Below are 17,838 nucleotides of genomic sequence, written 5' to 3'. Positions count from 1 at the left end.
TCTCCGGCCGGGCAGGGAGCGGAACGGCAAAATGATTTCAGAAGCGCCGCCGTTCTGGTGGAGGAAAGCCGACTGGCGGGCCTGGCTGCTCTCGCCGCTTTCTTTTCTCTACGGCCGTATTGCCGGCCACCGCATGGCCCATGCGCGCCGTGCCTCCGTTCCCATTCCCGTTATCTGCGTCGGCAATTTCACCGTCGGCGGCGCCGGCAAGACGCCGACTGCGCTGGCGATCGCCCGTGCCGCCAAGGCCAAGGGGTTGAAGCCGGGCTTTCTCAGCAGGGGCTATGGCGGTTCGATCGATGTGACGACGGTGGTCGATGCCGACCATCACCGGGCGCTCGCCGTCGGCGACGAGCCGCTGCTGCTTGCCCGGGAAGCCCTGACGGTGATTTCCCGCAGGCGCGTCGACGGGGCGCGGCGGCTGGTGGCGGAGGGCGCCGATCTCATCATCATGGATGACGGCTTCCAGAGCGCCCGGCTGGCGATCGACTATGCCCTGCTCGTCATCGATGCGACGCGCGGCCTCGGCAACGGCCATATCGTGCCGGGCGGACCGGTACGCGCGCCGATCCGCCAGCAATTGCGCCATGCGACCGCCCTGCTGAAGGTCGGCACTGGCAATGCCGCCGACCGGATCGTGCGCATGGCGGCGCGGGCGGCCAAGCCCTATTTCACCGCCTCGCTGAAGGTGCGCGGCGACAATACGCTCGCTGGCGCGAAGGTTCTCGCCTTTGCCGGCATCGCCGATCCCGCCAAATTCTTCCGCACGGTCGAGTCGCGCGGCGCCGAAATCGCGGTCGCCAAAAGCTTCGGTGATCACGAGCACCTGACCGAGGACGAGATCGACGACCTCCTAGCGACCGCCGAGCAGCAGGGCCTTTTGATCGTCACCACCTCAAAGGATTTCGTCCGCCTCGCCGGTCATCAGGGCAAGGCCGAACAACTGGCGCAAAAATGCCGGGTGATCGAGGTCGACATGATGTTCGAAGATCATCTCGCCGCGGGACTGATCATAGACCGGGCGATCGTCGCCTGCCGCGAACGGCGTCTGCGGGAAATGAAGGCGGGGAGCAATTCCCGCCCGAGCGCTTAGCGGTTTGCAGCCGCCCTGCGTAAAATAAAATTCAAGAACGCCGCTGGTTCGGCAGCACGCCGGCGCGTTTATCGGCTTCGAGCGACGTGCCGACGTCTGCATAGGGCTCCTGCCGGGCGACGCTCCAGTAGCGCAGCTCGTCGAGCGGAATATGCTTCCCGCTCATCGCGCAGACGACGTAGGAACCGGGCGAGAGAATCTGGAAATCGCCATCGAGATAGCGGATCTTCGCCTCGCGGTTTCCGTGCCCTTCGAACAAATTCATGTGCTCCGTTCCCTGCAGTCTGTCATTAAAGCATGTCGCGCAAAAGTGTGCCGCGGTTTTGCGATCACGACATGCGGAAAACCAAAGACCTAAAGCGTGGGCCAAGCGAATCTGAAAGATCGCGCCACGCTTTAGTCTGCCATACTCCCGGCACGGCCGCATTTCCAGCTTTTTTCAGCTCCGGCCGAAAAGCCGCTCGATATCGCTGAGCTTCAATTCGATATAGGTCGGCCGGCCGTGATTGCACTGGCCGGAACCGGGCGTTACTTCCATTTCTCTCAGCAGCGCGTTCATTTCTTCCGGCCGCAGTCGCCGCCCGGAGCGCACCGATCCATGGCAGGCCATGGTCGCCGCGACATATTCGAGCTTGGCCGACAGGCCGGAAGCCGTATCCCATTCGGCGATCTCGTCGGCAAGCTGGCGGATGAGGCCATGTGCATCGACCTCGCCGAGCATGGCCGGCGTTTCGCGCACGGCGATCGCCCCGGGGCCGAAGCGCTCGATCGCAAGGCCGAGCTCGGCAAGTTCGGCCGCATGCTGCATCAGCCGCTCGCAATCCTCTTCCGGAATGTCGACGATCTCTGGAATCAGCAGCACCTGCGAGGCGAGCCGTTTCGAATGCAGCGCCTTGCGCATCGCCTCGAAGACCAGCCGCTCATGCGCGGCATGCTGGTCGACGATGACGAGACCGTCCTCGGTCTGGGCGACGATGTAGTTCGCATGGATCTGCGCTCGCGCCGCGCCGAGCGGATAACGTGCGGGCGCCTCGGGGGCTGCTGGTTCGGGGGAGGGCTGTGGCTCGGCCCGCGCCGTCGGCATCGAAAGCCCGTCGAAGGAGGCCTGCGGCCGCTCGGCGAAACCGGTTGCCGGCTGATAGGGCCGGAAAGGCGAGGTCTCGGCCGACCATCCGCCCCGCGGCCGCTCTGCACTCGGCTGGAAGCCGGGACGGAAGGCGCGCAACATGTCGCTCGCTCCCGTTGTCGCCGCTCGGCTGCCGTCGCGCGCCAGCGCCTCGCGGACGGCGCCGACGATCAGACCGCGCACCAGGCCCGGATCGCGGAAGCGCACGTCCGACTTTGCCGGATGCACGTTGACGTCGACGAGCGCCGGATCGAGCGTGATCGACAGCACCGCCACCGGAAAACGTCCCGAAGGGATCGTCTCTGCATAAGCGCCGCGGATCGCCGAGAGGATCAGCTTGTCCTGCACCGGCCGGCCGTTGACGAAGGCGTATTGATGGGCGGAGTTGCCGCGATTGAAGGTCGGAACGCCGGCAAAGCCGGTCAGCGAAACCTCCTCGCGCATGGCGTCGAGCGCGATGGCGTTGTCGCGGAATTCCTTGCCGAGCACCTGCGCCATGCGCGCCAGATGATCGTCGCCGGTCGCCGGAAATTCCAGCGTCGTGCGGTCCGAGCCCGACAGCACGAAGCGCACGGCGGGGAAGGCGATCGCCATGCGCTTGACGATCTCGGTGATGGCGCCGGCCTCGGCTTTTTCCGTCTTCAGGAATTTGAGCCGCGCCGGCGTGGCGAAGAACAGGTCGCGCACTTCGACGATCGTGCCCGGATTGGAGGCGGCAGGCCTGAGATGCATGATCTTGCCGCCGTTAACGGCGATCTCGTTGCCGCCGGCGCTGTCGCGCCTTCGGCTGGCGATGCTGAGCCTTGCGACGGAGCCGATCGACGGCAGCGCTTCGCCGCGGAAGCCGAGTGTGCGGATATCCTCCAGCGTCTCGGAGATTTTCGAGGTGCAGTGGCGCCTGACCGCCAGTTCCAGATCGGCCGCGTCCATGCCGGAGCCGTTGTCGCTGACGCGCAGCAGCGCCTTGCCGCCGCCGGCGGTGGCGATCTCGATCCGCGTCGCACCGGCGTCGAGCGCGTTTTCGATCAGTTCCTTGGCAGCGCTCGCCGGCCGCTCGATGACTTCGCCGGCGGCAATCTGGTTGATGAGCGTTTCGGAGAGCTGTCTGATGGCCATGCGCTATTTTCGGGGATTCGCGGGCTGGAGGGAAGGGGTTTCGGATAGCTTTGCCGAACTGTTACGCGCGGCTCCCTGAAAATTGGCGGATCGGTAGTGTTAAGCCGGTTTTAACAGAAAAATGCGATTTCTAATCACACACCTCCGGAAGCCGCGAAATCGAACAGATGTGGGACGAAATGGAATGAGTGCCGGCTTCGAAAAGGCGGACACATCATCGGAAACCGACGGGACGCTCGCCGGGGCCGATCTCCAGACGGCGCTTTTCGATGCGGTGTGCGACAGCCTTTCGGCCGCTTTCATCATTTATGACAAGAACGATCATCTGATCTTCGCCAGCCGCCAGACGCTCGACTTCTTCCCGTTGCCGCTCGAGATGCTGAAGCCCGGCACGCGGCTTCGCGATTTCCTCGGCGCGATCTACGATACCGGCATCCGCCAGCAATATGATGTCAGGCAGGGCGGCTCGCTGAGCCGCGAAGACTGGCTGTCGCAGAAGATCGCCTCACATTGGCGCGAGCGCTTCGACGCGGTCGAGCGCCATGGCGCCGACAGCTGGGTGCGCTTCGTCAAACGCAGGCTGCCGAACGGCTACGGCGTCACCGTCATCTCCGACATTTCGGAGGATAAGAAGCGCGAGCAGCAATGGCGCTCCGATCTGGAGCGCGTGCAGCTGACCGAGGATATTCTCGACAATCTGCCGTTCCCGCTTTTCGTGAAGGACCGCAATCTCACCTATGTCGCCGTAAACCTCGCCTTCTGCGAGAAATACCAGACGAGCGCCGACGAGGTGCTCGGCCGCAAGAGCGGCGATCTGTTTTCCGAGGAGATCGCCAAGCGGTTCGAGGAAAGCGATCGTCACGTGCTGGAGACCGGCGAAATGTCCGTTTCCCGTCAGCGCCAGATCTCTCGGGACGGCATCGAACGCGACATCGTCAGCCGCAAGCATCGCATCGGCAAACCCGGCCGCTATTTCCTGGTGTCCACCACGCAGGACCTGCCGCGCGACGGCGCCGATCTCGATGAGTTCGATCGGGCCTCGGCGATCACCACATCGAGCAGCCAGAGCTATCGTCGGGCCTATGTGCCCGTGCCGAGCGGCGTCGAGCGGCGCGAGCCGGCGGCGATGGAGGCGATCGTTCCGGAAAATTTCTCCGGCCGCAAGATTCTCGTCGTCACAGCCGATCTCGCCGCCGAGACCGCCGCTCTGCGCACGCTGTCGAAATACGGCTTCGAATCCTGCTCGGTGCGCGGCGAGGACGAGGAGGAGCGGTTCCTGGAGATCGCCACCTCCTCCGGCATTTCGCTCGATCTTCTGATCATCGACAACCAGATGGGCATGCGCTGCCTCGAACTCGCCGAGCAATATGGCATCCCGACCCTCGTCATGGACGGATTCCAGATCGCCAACGAGCTGACCTTTCAGATCGCCCGCCATTTCAACCGCAACAGCCGCAGCGCCGGCGGTTCGGACACGGATTGGGAAATCAGCATTTCCGACGAAGTCACGGGTCTGCAAGTCCTCGTCGCCGAGGACAATGATATCAACCAGATCGTCTTCTCGCAGATCCTCGAAGGCCTCGGTTACCGCCATATCATCGCGGCAACCGGCGACGAGGCCGTGCGCCTCTGGGCCGAGCACAGGCCGCAGATCGTGCTGATGGATATTTCCCTTCCGGGCTTCAACGGCTTCGAGGCCGCGCGCCTCATCCGCCAGATGGAGGAAACCGGCGGGGCGTTCCGCACCCCGATCATCGGCGTGCTCACCCAGGCCTTCGAGCGCGACCGCGCCGAATGCGTCAAATCAGGCATGGATGATGTCATCATGAAACCGGTCAGTCCCGACATGCTCGAAATGGTATTTCAGAAATATCTGATAGGGGAGGCTGCCCGGGCGCGAAACTAGCGAATGCCGGTCAACCCCCTAGATTTTGGGCGGTCCGCGCCGCGACGGCCGCCGATTTACTATCGAATTGTTAAGATATGCCGGTCATTCTCTGTTCGGCTCCGGAGGAAAAGCTCGGGTTTGGATGATGAAGTCGGCGGAAATAGCTTCTTTCTTGACCGTGAGTCAGAATGAGCTTCAGGCGATGGCCTATACCGATCCGCTGACCGGATTGGGAAACCGCAACCGCATGCGGGAGAAAGTCCTGCAGATTTCCGCCGAGCGCGCCAGCGACCCGGCTCCCTTTACCATCGGCATCGCCAATCTCGACAGCTTCAAGCCGATCAATGATCTTTTCGGCTCTGCGGCCGGTGACGAGATCCTTTGCCAGGTCGCCCATCGCCTCAAGGCCTGCATTCCCGATGGTGCATTGGTGACACGCCATGACGGCGATGAATTCGCCTTCGTGCTGCCGTTGATCTTCGAGCGGGCGAGTGCCGAAAAATTCGGCCAGATGATCCGTGAAGTGCTGTCGGCGCCCTATGACCTCGGCGACCGCAACGTCCGCCTCTCCGCCTCCTTCGGCTTCGCCATCTATCCCTTCGCAGGCGAGGATTGCGAGGAGCTGCTGAAGAGCGCCGAAACCGCGCTCTACCGTTCCAAGCGACGGGGCCGCGGCCAGATCACCGTCTATTCGCGCGAGATCGCACAGGAGATGAAGCGCGCGACGCAGCTGGAGCAGGCGCTCAGAAACGCCATCATATCAGACGCGATCGACGTGCATTTCCAGCCGATCGTCTCGCTGTCCAACAATCAGGTCCTCGGCTTCGAGGCGCTGGCCCGCTGGAACGATCCCGATCTCGGCTTCGTTTCGCCCGGCGTCTTCGTGCCGCTCGCCGAAGAGCGCGGCTTCATCGATGCGCTGTCGGAAGCGCTGCTGCGCAAAGCCGCGGAAGCAGCGCTTTCCTGGCCGCGCGAACTCTTCCTGTCGTTCAACCTGTCTTCGGCGCAGCTGATGGATCCGGGCACCAGCAGCAGCATCCTGTCAATCCTCGGCCGCGTCGGTTTCGATCCGCATCGCCTCGAGCTGGAGATCACCGAGACCGCGGTGATGAGTTCGGCCGATACCGCTCACCGCATCATCGCCGATTTGCGGGCCGCCGGTGTGCGCATCTCGCTCGACGATTTCGGCACCGGCCAGTCGAGCCTCGGGCGCCTGCGCGACTTCATCTTCGACAAGATCAAGATCGATCGCGCCTTCGTCTCGCGCATCAATTCCGACCGCGCCTCCGAACACATCATCAAGGCGATCCTCACCATGTGCGAGGGCCTCGATCTGGAAGTCGTGGCGGAAGGCATCGAGGATTATACGGAAGCGGTGAAACTGCGCACGCTCGGCTGCGGCATGGGCCAAGGCTATCATTTCGGCCGCCCGGCGGACGGTATCGCCACGCTGCGTTTCCTGCACGAAAACTACTATGACGCGGCGATCGTGGAGCGTGTCAGCGCATAGGCACTTTCTCAAATGAATAAAGCGATGGCGCCCCTAGGAGCGCCATCGCCTACGCTATACTACCGCGCGGTTTACTTCGGCGTGGTCGAGCCGGTCGCCGTGGTGTCGGTGCCGGTTGCAGCCGGAGCCTTTTCGGCAGACTGCATTGCCAGCGTCTTGAACTCAGGTGCGGCCTTCAGCGATTCAGCCGTTTCGCTGGTCGTCAGCTTGACGCTGCCGTCCTGGGTGTTCTGGGCGACGGTGATCTTTTCCATCGGGACGGCGACGTTCTTTTCGCCGATACCGAGGAAACCGCCGACGCCGACGATCGCAGCAACCATGCCGCCGTCCTTCTTGAGGATCAGGTCGTTGACGCTGCCGATGCTTTCATTGTTGGCATTGTAGACCGACTGGCCGATATAGGTGTTGGCGCTGACCTGGTCAGGAGCCTGTTCCGTCAGATAGGAAGCCTGAGCGGTATCGGTGGTCGGTGCCGGTGCCGGAGCCTGGGCGGCATCGCCTGCGGGCTTCGTCACATCAGGCGTGACCGGCGGCTTCGGGGCTGCCGGATCGGCGGGAGCTGCTTGCGTCGGAGCAGCGGGATCCGCCGGCTGCGGCGCCGTCTGCGAGAATGCCGCCGGCGCGAAAGCCGTGGCAAACAATGCACCAGCGGCAACGGTCGTCAGAAGTTTGCGTGTCATTTCGAACCTACCTTCGTTTCTCTAGAGTCATCGCTGACCCGGCAATGCATGTTTGAGCCATCCTTGCCGCGCCGGTTCGAAGAGGAAATGACTGGTGCGCCTATTGGTTCCGGTTGAAAACACGGAAAATTTCTCGATTTTCACGGAACATTTATCGAAAACGGCCCTCCAAAAAGCAAAAAAGGCGCCCCCTCGGGAGCGCCTCTCGTATTGCGGTCGTGAATGTCTCAGATCACGTAGACGGGATCGAATATGCCTTTGACGTCGATGCCGAGTTCCAGGAGCGCGCCGGCGCTCGGCTGCGCCGAACGGGCATCCTCGTCGAGCCCTTCCCAGGCCGTCGTCACCGCCAGCCGCTCGGCATTGACGCCGATGAAGGCAGGGCAGGAGGGCTGCACCGCGGGAACCTTGTAGCGCGAGATGCGCAGGCCGTCCGGATTGTACCGGTCGACGACGCCGGCGCCCCAGCGCGCGTTCCAGATATAGCCGTCGGCGTCCACCACCGAACCGTCGATGTCGCCGGGCTCGTTCATGCTGTCGACCAGCACGATCGGCTCGCCCGCGGGCAGGCCGGTCTGCGGATCGACCATGACGCGCATCAGCCGGTTGATGCGGGAATCCGTATAGTAGCCGATCGTGCCGTCGGGCGAGAAGCAGATCGAATTCGGAATGCTGATGCCGTTGAAGATCTTCGTCACCTTGCCGCTCGCGACATGATAGATGGCGCCGGCCTGGTTTTCCGCCCGCTTGCTCATCGTGCCGATCCAGAGCGCGCCGGAGGGATGGGTGCGGCCGTCGTTCGAGCGGTTCTCGGGCCGGTCGTTTTCGAGCGCGGCATAGAAGGTGAGGTTGCCGCTCGCCACATCGCGCACGAAAAGCCCTTCTTCCGTCGCGATCAACTGCCGTCCGGCGTCGATGCGGGCCAGCACGCTCGCCATGACAGGCAGCGGATGCACCTTTTTCTGCCCGTTCGAAAGATTGAGCTCGTGCAGCTCCTTGCCGAGGATGTTGAACCACCAGACCGTATTGGTGTCCGGATCATAGGTCGGGCCTTCGCCGAGAACGGAATTGGTATTGCAGAGTGTCTTGCCTTCGAACTCGTAGATGTCGGTCATACGTTCACGCTCCCATGGCTGCGTCATAGGCGTAAATGGTCGCCTTGGCGCGCTCGGCAACCTCTGCTGCGGTCATTCCCGGCTTGTAGATGCTGGTGCCGAGGCCGAAAGCGAAGATGCCGGCCTTGGTGTAATCGGCGAAATTCTTGTCCGATACGCCGCCGACGGCCGCGATCACCAGTTCCGGCGGCAGGATTGCCCGGATCGCGGTGATGCCCGAGGGGCCGAGAACGCTGGCGGGAAAGAATTTGAGGCCGGTGGCGCCGGCGCGCGCCGCGGCCAGCGCCTCGGTCGGCGTAAAGACGCCGGGCATCGTCACCATGCCGTAATCGCGCGCCCGGATGATCACCTCGGGCTCGACATTCGGGGTGACGAGCAGCTTGCCGCCGGCCGCATTCAGGCTGTCGACCGCCTCGACCGTCAGCACCGTGCCGGCGCCGATCAGCACGTCTGCCGGCGCCATCTTCGCGGCGATTTCGATGGATTTGAAAGGGTCCGGCGAATTGAGCGGGATCTCGATCGCCGTCAGGCCGTTTTCGATCAGGGCGCCGACGACGCTTTCGATCTCGTCGGGCCTGATGCCGCGCAGGATGGCGATCAGCGGGCGCTTCATGTCGGGGAAGGGGATGCGGTTCATCGTGTCAGCTTTCTCAGTTCGGCCAGATGGCTTCGGCGGCGGCCGAGAGCCCGCGGCGCACGGCCGTGTCGGCGTCGATGGCGGTGAAGTCAAGCGAGAGGGTCCTGAAGGCCCGCTCGTAGAGCGCCTGCAGGCGCCCGGAGGCGACGAGGGTGATGCCTGAGTTGGCGGCATCCTGCAGCGCGCCGGCGATTTCGAGGCCGATCAGCGTGCCGGAAAGCCGGGCCTGCGCGGCCGCAGCGGAAATCCCGTGCAGGAGCTGGCCGGAGCGGGCCGCAAAGAGCATGTTGGAGGCAAGTGCAGGCCGCGCGAAGGCCGCCGATACGGCCGCCTCGAAGGCAGCAGCATCCGCCGGCTGTTGCTCGGCACCTGCGACGGCATGCGAAAGGATCGTATGTTTGCTGATCGCGTCGAAAAGCTCGCCGGTCATGAAGGTCGAAAAGCCGGTCACCTTGCCGTCGTTCACATGCACCCATTTCGAATGCGTGCCGGGCATGCAGACTGCCTGGGCGCCAACGCTTGAGCGGCCAAGCGCGCCGAGAAGCTGGGTTTCCTCGCCGCGCATGACGTCGGGCCTCGCCGCGTCTCGCTGCGCAAGGCCCGGCAGGATGCGGATGTCGCGGCTTTCCCCGGGCACGGAGACGGCGCCGGTCAGGATCGAGCCGAGGGATGCCGGCACGTCGATATAGCCGGCCTCGACCCAGCCCTGCCTTGCGCCGGCCATGCCGCAGACGATGACAGGCAGGCTTGCCGGTGCCTCGACGGCGGCAAGATGGCCTGATAGCACGGTGGAAAAGCCGGTCTTTGCCGCGCTCGTCATGCCTTCGCCGCTGCGGCGTTCGACAAGGATGCTGCCATCCCTGCCGACTAGCCAGAGCCGGAAACTGCTGGTGCCCCAGTCCACCGCGACATAAGCGGGATTCGTCATTATAGAATGCCTCCATCGACAATCAGGGACTGGGCGGTCATCGCAGCCGCGCAGTCGGATGCAAGAAACAGGCAGGGCCCGACGATCGCGTCAGGCTTGAGCGCGGTCTTGAGGCATTGCTGCTCCACCGAGCGCGCGATGCTCTCTTCGGTCAGCCAGAGCTGCATCTGCCGCTCGGTGACGACCATGCCGGGCAGGATGCAGTTGACCCGGATATTCTCCGGCCCGAGCCTGCCGGCCATGCTCTTCGTCAGCCCGACGACCGCCGCCTTCGCCGCGGCGTAGGAGGGAAAGCCGCCCATGTTCAGCTTGAAGGCGATCGACGACATATTGACGATCGCCCCGCCGCCGGCCGCCCGCATCGACGGCGCGACCGCCTGCGAGGTAAAGAACACATGCCGCAGGTTGACCGCCTGGTTGTTGTCCCAATAGGCCTCGGTCACTTCGTCGAATTCGTGGCGGTCGTCCCAGGCGGCATTGTTGACGAGCACGCGGATCGGCCCCGAGGCGGCAACGACGCTGTCGACCGTGCGCCGGATCGCCTCGATGTCGCGCAGATCGGCATGATGGAAGGTGACGGGATGCGCCGTTTCGCGTGACAGGTTTTCGGCAAGCGCGCTGCCCGCGGCTTCTGCGATATCGATGAAGGAGACCTTGGCGCCCTGCCGCGCGAAACCTTCGACGATCGCAGCGCCGATGCCCGATCCGCCGCCGGTCACGAGCACGGCTCGGTCTTTGAACTCGGGAAATTGTGCTGGCATTGCGGTCCCATCTCCTCCCGATATTTTGTTCCATTATGTGGAACTTAATTTGACTATATGGAATTATCGAATTAGGCTGCCCTCTCTGTCAAGGGCGGAAGAGGCGATGAATTCAAACGGCGATGGCATGACGCAGGCACGGGAGACCGGCACGCTCGGCAAACTGATGGTTCTGCTCGATCTCGTGACCCATGCCGCTGCGCCGCTGCGCTTCACCGATATCCTGGCGCTCGCCGGCCAGCCGCGCGGCACGCTGCATCGCCAGCTGAGCCACCTGGTGGAGGAAGGGCTTCTCGAACTCGATGGCGACGGGCGTTACGCCCCCGGGCTGCGCCTGCTCGATTTTGCCGCGCGCAGCTGGGCGCGCAACGAATTCCGCATGATTGCCGAACCGCACCTTGCCGATCTGCAACAGGCAACCGGCGAAACGGTGCATCTCGGCGTTCTCAGGGGATCGTCGATCATCTATCTCGACAAGGTCGAAGGCCGCCAGCCGGTGCGCATGTATTCGCAGATCGGCAATGCCTCCCCCTGTTACTGCACCGGCGTCGGCAAGGCCGCCCTTTCCCTGCTGCCGCCCGACCGTCTGGCCGATCTTCTGGCCGGCCTGAGCTTCACCAGGTTCACCGCCTCGACGCATGGTTCTGCCGAAACGCTGCTTGCCGAAATCCGGGAGATTGCCGATCAGGGCTATGCCTTCGATCGCGAGGAGCATGAGGCCGGTATCCGCTGCGTGGCTGCGCCTGTCTGGTCTGAGGACCGGACTTTTATCGGCGGGATATCGATTACTGGCCCTGCCTATCGATTGTCGATGGAACTTCTGCGCGAGTGGGCCGTTCCAGTACAGCTGGCAGCTGGAAGGATCATGGAAGGCATGCGTATCCGCCTGGGGCCGCGTCGCTGACGGAAAATCCGGTTTGCTGGACCCGATCGCAGAGCATGCTTATGATGAGGGCGATATTGAGATTTACCGGCGAATCACCACAACTAAAACCGTCCGCGAAATCCACAACCATTCACCGGCCGAACGCTGTACGCCGAGGCCGATTCCATTTGATCCAACCAGCGATCGTCATGCCGATGCAATCGAACCGGTCGTCGGCCAGGTTCTGCACACGGTTTGCCGGTCGCTGTGCCGAAGATGAAGAAATGTGATGGCACCCTTGTCGCAAACATCCCCGGAAGAAGATGACTATGTCCAGGAGATAGCGGGCCTGAAGACGCAGTTCGATATTTTCCGTTTCATGAAGCGCGTGACGGAAACCTATCGCAGCCGTGCCTTCATGGTTCTCAACCTTCCGCCGATCACCTCTTTCGATCTTCAGGGCAGCACGGTCATTACCAGCTGGCCGGCTGAGCTTCTGGCGATCTACGACCAGGAGGGGCTGATGGTGAATAGCCCGGTTCTCCGCCGGCTCAGGACGTCGGCGCGGCCTTTCCTCTATGACATGACACGGCCGGACTGGTCGCGGGACGACGGCAAGTCCGGCCTCGTCTCTGCGCTTTTCGAACGTTTCAAGATGATGCGCTGCGCCTACTTCCCGACCCATGAGGCATCCGGTCTGCGCGGCGCCGTTTCCTTCGCCGGCGATCGCGAGCCCTTCAGTCCGGCCGAGATGCGCGAGCTTTGCTATATCGCCATCCACGTCTTCGACAGGCTCGCGGAGATCCGCCACCTCGACACGCGGATGACCGATACCTTGACCGACCGCGAGATCGATTGCCTCAACTGGACGGCGGCCGGCAAGACCAGCGCGGAAATCGCCGAAATCCTTGCCCTGTCCGAGCATACGGTCAACCACTACCTCAACCGCGCCACCAAGAAGCTCGACACGGTCAACCGCACCCAGGCGGTCGCCAAGGCGCTGCGGATCGGTCTGATCAAATAAGTTGCAAAAAGCAACGATCGGCTGCGCCGGCCGCTCAGCGCATAGGCACGCCTTCCCGAAAAGACACGAATGTCGGCACATTTGCGCGGCTTTTCCTGATTTTTCATCTGGCACGCTTTCTGCTTCTCCTTTGGCAGAGGTCCAGAGGGGACTTTGTGACAGCGCCAGGAAATGGCGCGGCCGACACAACCGCTGCCCGACGCCGATGCCGATTCTCTCCGGTACTTCTGCGTCGGCGGCGGTTGTTGCGTTTTGGCACCGCCTTTTGCGCAGCTGTTCACGATTCCGGCTTCCTCCATCACTTTTTGCTGGTCTTTTTTGCAGCTTACTCTAGTTCGCCCGCATTGCGCCGGTTCCAGGGGAGACCGTTGCGGCCATCAGGGCGAAAGCCCGGCGGACTTGATGGCCGCAACGGATTCCGATTTTTTGCCCGCTTTTGTGCAAGCCGGTAAATCGATTTTCCCATCCGATGATTTTGTTTGGCGAAGACGTGCGCCTCCACTATCTGTGATCGAGAAGAAACAGTGAGGGTGGAATGACCGACGTCACCAAGGAACAGGTTCTCGAAACGCTGAAGACCGTGCGTGGCCCCGATCTCGAGCGCGATATCGTCGAGCTCGGCATGGTCTCCGACATCTTCATCTCCGACGGCAAGGTCTATTTCTCCATTACCGTTCCGGCCGAGCGCGCCAAGGAGCTGGAGCCGATGCGGCTCGCCGCCGAGCGCGTCATCAAGGAAATGCCCGGTGTCAAGGGCGCCCTCGTGACGCTGACGGCGGACAAGAGGGCGGCCGCCGCCGCTCCCGCGGCGCGCCCGGCGTCGAACCCGCCCCATGGCCATGCCGGCCACGATCACGCACACGACCATGCCGGCCACGCGCACGCGCCACAGCAGGCGCCTCGCACCGGCAAGATCGGCGTTCCCGGCATCGGCGCCATCATCGCCGTCGCCTCCGGCAAGGGTGGGGTCGGCAAATCGACCACCGCCGTCAATCTGGCGCTCGGCCTGCTCGCCAACGGCCTTCGCGTCGGCATTCTCGATGCCGATATCTACGGCCCCTCCATGCCGCGGCTGTTGAAAATATCCGGCCGGCCGACGCAGATCGACGGCCGCATCATCAATCCCATGGAAAATTACGGCCTCAAGGTCATGTCGATGGGCTTCCTCGTCGATGAGGAGACGGCGATGATCTGGCGCGGGCCGATGGTCCAGTCGGCGCTGTTGCAGATGTTGCGCGAAGTCGCCTGGGGCGAACTCGACGTCCTCGTCGTCGACATGCCGCCCGGCACCGGCGATGCGCAGTTGACCATGGCCCAGCAGGTGCCGCTCGCCGGCGCCGTCATCGTCTCCACGCCGCAGGATCTCGCTCTGATCGATGCCCGCAAGGGCCTCAACATGTTCCGCAAGGTCGAAGTGCCGGTGCTCGGCATCGTCGAGAACATGAGCTATTTCATCGCTCCCGATACCGGCACGCGTTACGACATCTTCGGCCATGGCGGCGCCCGCAAGGAGGCTGAACGCATCGGCGTGCCCTTCCTCGGCGAAGTGCCGCTGACGATGAACATTCGCGAAACCTCCGACGCCGGCACGCCGCTCGTCGCCTCCGAGCCGAACGGCATCGTCGCCGGAATCTATCGCGGCATCGCCGCCAAGGTCTGGGAACAGGTTGGCGGCCAGCCGCAGCGCCCGGCGCCGACGATCGTTTTCGAATAAGGCATGTCGCCGGGGCGCGCTTTTGGAGGTCCGAATCACCGCGGCCAATACCCCAAATTGTGGGTGAAACGTGGTGAAAAGCCGCGCTTCACGGAAGATGTCTTGATTATTTCACGGCTTTGCTTCATATGCCCCGGCGCCATGATGGCGTTTGCTGCAGATGCTCACTGACGGCCGTCTTCGTTCCGAAGCATCCGGCCCGCCTGCAAGTTCGGAGTTGTCTTGTCGATCGAAGGATTGGTAACTGCGATGCGGTGGAGCACAACGCGCATGCCGGCCCCTGAGGCTGGATGCAGCCGGAGTTGTATGAGCTTTCTTGATCCGCTTCCGTTTCGATCGATGACGAGCGATCTTCGCGCTGTCGCGCTTGCGGCCGCATGGAAGGGCTTGTTATGACAAGGGTTCTGGCCGCCAAGCGGCGCAAGCATCGGAGGCAGTGCCGGTGATAACCGCTTACTGTTCCAATTGCCGGTCGGTCGAGATCCGCGATGTCTCGCACGAGGTGCCCTTTCCCGAGGATGTCGTCTGGATCGACATGGTCGACCCGAGCCGCGAGGAGGAGCTCTATGTCGAGAAGGTCCTCGGCATCGAGGTCCCGACCCGCGACGACCTGAAGGATATCGAGCCCTCCGCCCGTCTCTATGTCGAAAACGATGCCGTCTTCATGACCGCCTCGCTCCTCTGGAAGGCCGATACCGACGCGCCGACGCTGACCGATGTCGCCTTCATTCTCGCGGGAAACCGGCTGGTCACCATCCGCTACGCCCATCCCAAGTCCTTTGCGCTCTTCATCGCCGCCCTTCACCGGCTGCCGGAAAACTGGCGCAGCGGCGCTGCGCTTCTCGCCAAGCTCTTGGAAACGATCGTCGACCGCACCGCCGAGATTCTCGAGATCTCCGTCTCGCGCATCGATATCTTGTCCATGCATGTCTTCGGCGACCGGGCAAAGAAGGTGCGCAGGCCTTCCAACTATCTCGAGGAGAAGCTGAAGGATATCGCCGGCCATCACCGGATGATCAGCAAGCTGCGCGATAGCCTCGGTTCGCTTTCGCGCCTCCTGACCTTCTTTCACACGATCCCGGCAATCCAGCAGGACCGTGAGGCGAAGGAGCTTTGCCGCACCGTCTCGCGCGATATCCAGTCGCTGTCGGAGCATGCCTCGTTCGTGGCCGCCAACATTACCTTCCTGCTCGACGCTTCGCTCGGCCTGATCAACATCGAGCAGAACTCGATCATCAAGATCTTCTCGATCGCATCGGTGGTGTTCCTGCCGCCGACATTGGTCGCTTCCGTCTATGGCATGAATTTTCAGTTCATGCCGGAGCTGGCCTGGGCCGCGGGTTATCCCTTTTCGCTGGCCTTGATGGTGATATCGGCCGTCATTCCCTTTTTCTTTTTTCGCTGGAAAGGCTGGCTCTGAGGAGCCTGTTGAAACTTCATGTCCGAAGATAGCCATCCGAACGAACGCGATATGACGCCGAAAAAGCTGTTCTATCTCGCATTGGGTTCCGTCGGCGTCGTCTACGGCGATATCGGCACGAGCCCGCTTTACGCTTTTCGCGAGGCGCTGAAGCCCGTGGCCCATGACGGCGTCACCCGTTTCGAGGTCATCAGCCTGATTTCGCTGATGATCTGGGCGCTGACGATCATCGTCACCATCAAATACGTTCTTTTCCTGCTGCGCGCCGACAACGACGGGGAAGGCGGCACGCTGTCGCTGCTCGCCCTTCTGATGAAGACCGCCAACGGCCACACCGCTTTGCTGATGCTGCTCGGCCTGATGGGCGCCGCGCTCTTCCTCGGCGATGCGATGATCACGCCGGCGCTTTCCGTGCTTTCGGCTGTCGAGGGCCTGAAGCTCGTTACGCCGAGCCTCTCCGAATATATCGTGCCGATCTCGGTGGTGATCCTGGCGTTGCTTTTCGTCGTGCAATCGCGCGGTACCGGCGCAGTCGCGAAGTTCTTCGGTCCGATCACCGCCGTCTGGTTCATCGTCATGGCAGCGGCCGGCATTTCCCATATCTCGGACGATTTCGGCATCCTTGCCGCCTTCAACCCTTATTACGCCGTCAGCTTCCTGCTGCATGAGGGCTTTTATGGCATCGTCGTGCTCGGCGCCGTCTTCCTGACCGTCACCGGTGCGGAGGCGCTCTATGCCGACCTCGGCCATTTCGGCCGCCGGCCGATCCAGTGGGCCTGGTTCCTGCTGGTCTTCCCGGCGCTGACGCTGAATTATCTCGGCCAAGGGGCGCTCGTCCTCGGCAATCCGATGACGATGTCCGATCCCTTTTATCTGATGTTCCCGAAATGGGCGCTGCTGCCGGCCGTCATTCTGGCGACCGCCGCGACGATCATCGCCAGCCAGGCGGTAATCACAGGGGCCTTCTCGCTGGTGCGCCAGGGCATCAACCTCGGCTTCCTGCCGCGCATGGAAATTCTCTTCACCTCCGAAACCAATACCGGGCAGATCTTTCTGCCGTCGGTCAATGCCGTGCTGTTCATCGGCGTCATTTTCCTGGTTCTGAGCTTCCAGACCTCGGATGCGCTGGCGACCGCCTATGGCATTTCGGTCACCGGCGCCATGGTCGTCACCTCGATCATGGCTTTCGAATTCGTCCGCGCCCGCTGGAACTGGTCGATGCCGGTCGCCGTGATGGCACTCGCGCCGCTGGTCCTGCTCGAAATGATCTTCCTCGGCGCCAACCTTCTGAAGATCCACGACGGCGGCTATATCCCGATCCTGATCGCCACCGCCTTTACCGTCATCATGTGGACCTGGCGGCGCGGCACGGCGATCCTCATGGAAAAGACCCGCCACACCGATATTCCGCTTCCCTCCTTCGTCAGCTCCATCGAGCGCAAGAGCGAGCATTCGCCGGCCCAGGTTCCCGGCACCGCGATCTTCCTGACCAGCGATCCGGAATCTGCTCCCGCCGCCTTGCTGCACAACCTCAAGCACAATCACGTGCTCCACGACCGCAACGTCATCCTGACGATTCGCACGGTCAACAAGCCCCGCGTCCCAAGCCAGGACCGCTACAAGATCGAGCAGATTTCCGAGCGTTTCTCCCGCGTCGAACTGCTCTTCGGCTTCATGGAATCGCAGAACGTCTCGCAGGCCCTGGCGACGCTGCGCAAAACGGGATTGAAGTTCGACATCATGTCGACCTCCTTCTATCTAGGCCGCCGCAAGCTGGTGCCGGACGCCAAATCAGGCATGCCCTACTGGCAGGACCGGCTTTACATCGCGCTTGCCAACGCCGCCGCCAATCCTTCCGACTACTTCCGCCTGCCGGCCAACCGCGTGGTGGAACTGGGGTCTCATGTCATTATTTGAGTGTTCCCTTCTCCCCAGCGGGGAGAGCGACTGTCTTCGTTGTC

At 62.7% G+C, this 17,838-nt stretch carries 17 protein-coding genes; 10 read left to right on the top strand and 7 right to left on the bottom strand.

Translation table 11 applies throughout. The features are described 5' to 3' along the window. Positions 1-31 precede the first annotated feature (31 nt). Positions 32-1,093, top strand: a complete 1,062-nt coding sequence (lpxK, locus tag CO670_RS02065; RefSeq protein WP_097588760.1) for a tetraacyldisaccharide 4'-kinase — start codon at positions 32-34, stop codon at positions 1,091-1,093. A 31-nt stretch (positions 1,094-1,124) separates the two neighbouring features. Here lpxK and CO670_RS02060 read toward each other — a convergent pair whose 3' ends face one another. Beyond that, entirely contained in the window at positions 1,125-1,358 is a 234-nt protein-coding gene (locus CO670_RS02060) for a DUF2093 domain-containing protein (RefSeq protein ID WP_088678541.1), read from the bottom strand. 174 nt (positions 1,359-1,532) lie between these two features. Next, the gene (mutL, locus tag CO670_RS02055; protein ID WP_097588759.1) at positions 1,533-3,335 is read right to left on the bottom strand and encodes a DNA mismatch repair endonuclease MutL; all 1,803 of its coding nucleotides are present in this window, start codon (positions 3,333-3,335) and stop codon (positions 1,533-1,535) included. Between the two features lie 184 nt (positions 3,336-3,519). Between mutL and CO670_RS02050 the strand changes: the two genes are divergently transcribed. Next, positions 3,520-5,241 carry a response regulator gene (locus CO670_RS02050; RefSeq protein ID WP_097588758.1) on the top strand — a complete coding sequence of 574 codons (1,722 nt, stop codon included), beginning with the start codon at positions 3,520-3,522 and terminating at the stop codon, positions 5,239-5,241. A 124-nt stretch (positions 5,242-5,365) separates the two neighbouring features. Beyond that, positions 5,366-6,733: an EAL domain-containing protein gene (locus CO670_RS02045; RefSeq protein WP_097588757.1), complete on the top strand. Its 1,368-nt coding sequence runs from the start codon at positions 5,366-5,368 to the stop codon at positions 6,731-6,733. A gap of 71 nt (positions 6,734-6,804) precedes the next feature. Here CO670_RS02045 and CO670_RS02040 read toward each other — a convergent pair whose 3' ends face one another. The 5 genes from CO670_RS02040 to CO670_RS02020 all read right to left on the bottom strand — a co-directional run bounded on the left by CO670_RS02040 (position 6,805) and on the right by CO670_RS02020 (position 10,854). Further along, complete coding sequence (locus CO670_RS02040) at positions 6,805-7,413, bottom strand: PRC-barrel domain-containing protein (protein WP_097588756.1); 609 nt, start codon at positions 7,411-7,413, stop codon at positions 6,805-6,807. 227 nt (positions 7,414-7,640) lie between these two features. Beyond that, positions 7,641-8,528, bottom strand: coding sequence for an SMP-30/gluconolactonase/LRE family protein (locus CO670_RS02035; protein ID WP_097588755.1), 888 nt, complete (start codon positions 8,526-8,528; stop codon positions 7,641-7,643). Between the two features lie 4 nt (positions 8,529-8,532). Continuing rightward, a complete protein-coding gene (locus CO670_RS02030; RefSeq protein ID WP_097588754.1) occupies positions 8,533-9,165 on the bottom strand; it encodes a 2-dehydro-3-deoxy-6-phosphogalactonate aldolase in 633 nt (210 codons plus the stop codon). 13 nt (positions 9,166-9,178) lie between these two features. Next, on the bottom strand, positions 9,179-10,093 hold the full coding sequence (locus CO670_RS02025; RefSeq protein ID WP_097588753.1) for a 2-dehydro-3-deoxygalactonokinase: 915 nt from the start codon (positions 10,091-10,093) through the stop codon (positions 9,179-9,181). Then, entirely contained in the window at positions 10,093-10,854 is a 762-nt protein-coding gene (locus CO670_RS02020) for an SDR family oxidoreductase (protein WP_097588752.1), read from the bottom strand. The genes CO670_RS02025 and CO670_RS02020 overlap by 1 nt, the downstream gene beginning before the upstream one ends. A 106-nt stretch (positions 10,855-10,960) precedes the next feature. Here CO670_RS02020 and CO670_RS02015 point away from each other — a divergent pair, with 106 nt between their 5' ends. From CO670_RS02015 to CO670_RS01990, 7 genes are all read left to right on the top strand, one after another. Continuing rightward, on the top strand, positions 10,961-11,758 hold the full coding sequence (locus CO670_RS02015; RefSeq protein ID WP_097588751.1) for an IclR family transcriptional regulator: 798 nt from the start codon (positions 10,961-10,963) through the stop codon (positions 11,756-11,758). 13 nt (positions 11,759-11,771) lie between these two features. Further along, complete coding sequence (locus CO670_RS32430) at positions 11,772-11,999, top strand: hypothetical protein (RefSeq protein WP_141502214.1); 228 nt, start codon at positions 11,772-11,774, stop codon at positions 11,997-11,999. Between the two features lie 9 nt (positions 12,000-12,008). After that, entirely contained in the window at positions 12,009-12,743 is a 735-nt protein-coding gene (locus CO670_RS02010) for an autoinducer binding domain-containing protein (RefSeq protein WP_097588750.1), read from the top strand. A gap of 171 nt (positions 12,744-12,914) precedes the next feature. Then, positions 12,915-13,271: a hypothetical protein gene (locus CO670_RS32845; RefSeq protein WP_176538853.1), complete on the top strand. Its 357-nt coding sequence runs from the start codon at positions 12,915-12,917 to the stop codon at positions 13,269-13,271. A 7-nt stretch (positions 13,272-13,278) separates the two neighbouring features. Next, on the top strand, positions 13,279-14,457 hold the full coding sequence (locus tag CO670_RS02005; RefSeq protein ID WP_097588749.1) for an Mrp/NBP35 family ATP-binding protein: 1,179 nt from the start codon (positions 13,279-13,281) through the stop codon (positions 14,455-14,457). A 442-nt stretch (positions 14,458-14,899) separates the two neighbouring features. Continuing rightward, positions 14,900-15,877, top strand: a complete 978-nt coding sequence (locus tag CO670_RS01995; RefSeq protein WP_097588748.1) for a magnesium transporter CorA family protein — start codon at positions 14,900-14,902, stop codon at positions 15,875-15,877. An 18-nt stretch (positions 15,878-15,895) separates the two neighbouring features. Further along, entirely contained in the window at positions 15,896-17,794 is a 1,899-nt protein-coding gene (locus CO670_RS01990; protein ID WP_097588747.1) for a potassium transporter Kup, read from the top strand. Positions 17,795-17,838: the final 44 nt, after the last annotated feature.

The organism is Rhizobium sp. J15, from assembly GCF_002531825.1.
In the GTDB taxonomy this organism is placed as follows: domain Bacteria; phylum Pseudomonadota; class Alphaproteobacteria; order Rhizobiales; family Rhizobiaceae; genus Rhizobium.
This window is presented reverse-complemented; position numbering and strand designations above follow the sequence as displayed.

Excerpts from the sequence above, each read along its gene's own strand:
- lpxK (WP_097588760.1), top strand. The coding sequence starts at position 32 with ATGATTTCAGAAGCGCCGCCGTTCTGGTGGAGGAAAGCCGACTGGCGG.
- CO670_RS02060 (WP_088678541.1), bottom strand. The coding sequence starts at position 1,358 with ATGAATTTGTTCGAAGGGCACGGAAACCGCGAGGCGAAGATCCGCTAT.
- mutL (WP_097588759.1), bottom strand. The coding sequence starts at position 3,335 with ATGGCCATCAGACAGCTCTCCGAAACGCTCATCAACCAGATTGCCGCC.
- CO670_RS02050 (WP_097588758.1), top strand. The coding sequence starts at position 3,520 with ATGAGTGCCGGCTTCGAAAAGGCGGACACATCATCGGAAACCGACGGG.
- CO670_RS02045 (WP_097588757.1), top strand. The coding sequence starts at position 5,366 with ATGATGAAGTCGGCGGAAATAGCTTCTTTCTTGACCGTGAGTCAGAAT.
- CO670_RS02040 (WP_097588756.1), bottom strand. The coding sequence starts at position 7,413 with ATGACACGCAAACTTCTGACGACCGTTGCCGCTGGTGCATTGTTTGCC.
- CO670_RS02035 (WP_097588755.1), bottom strand. The coding sequence starts at position 8,528 with ATGACCGACATCTACGAGTTCGAAGGCAAGACACTCTGCAATACCAAT.
- CO670_RS02030 (WP_097588754.1), bottom strand. The coding sequence starts at position 9,165 with ATGAACCGCATCCCCTTCCCCGACATGAAGCGCCCGCTGATCGCCATC.
- CO670_RS02025 (WP_097588753.1), bottom strand. The coding sequence starts at position 10,093 with ATGACGAATCCCGCTTATGTCGCGGTGGACTGGGGCACCAGCAGTTTC.
- CO670_RS02020 (WP_097588752.1), bottom strand. The coding sequence starts at position 10,854 with ATGCCAGCACAATTTCCCGAGTTCAAAGACCGAGCCGTGCTCGTGACC.
- CO670_RS02015 (WP_097588751.1), top strand. The coding sequence starts at position 10,961 with ATGAATTCAAACGGCGATGGCATGACGCAGGCACGGGAGACCGGCACG.
- CO670_RS02010 (WP_097588750.1), top strand. The coding sequence starts at position 12,009 with ATGGCACCCTTGTCGCAAACATCCCCGGAAGAAGATGACTATGTCCAG.
- CO670_RS32845 (WP_176538853.1), top strand. The coding sequence starts at position 12,915 with ATGGCGCGGCCGACACAACCGCTGCCCGACGCCGATGCCGATTCTCTC.
- CO670_RS02005 (WP_097588749.1), top strand. The coding sequence starts at position 13,279 with ATGACCGACGTCACCAAGGAACAGGTTCTCGAAACGCTGAAGACCGTG.
- CO670_RS01990 (WP_097588747.1), top strand. The coding sequence starts at position 15,896 with ATGTCCGAAGATAGCCATCCGAACGAACGCGATATGACGCCGAAAAAG.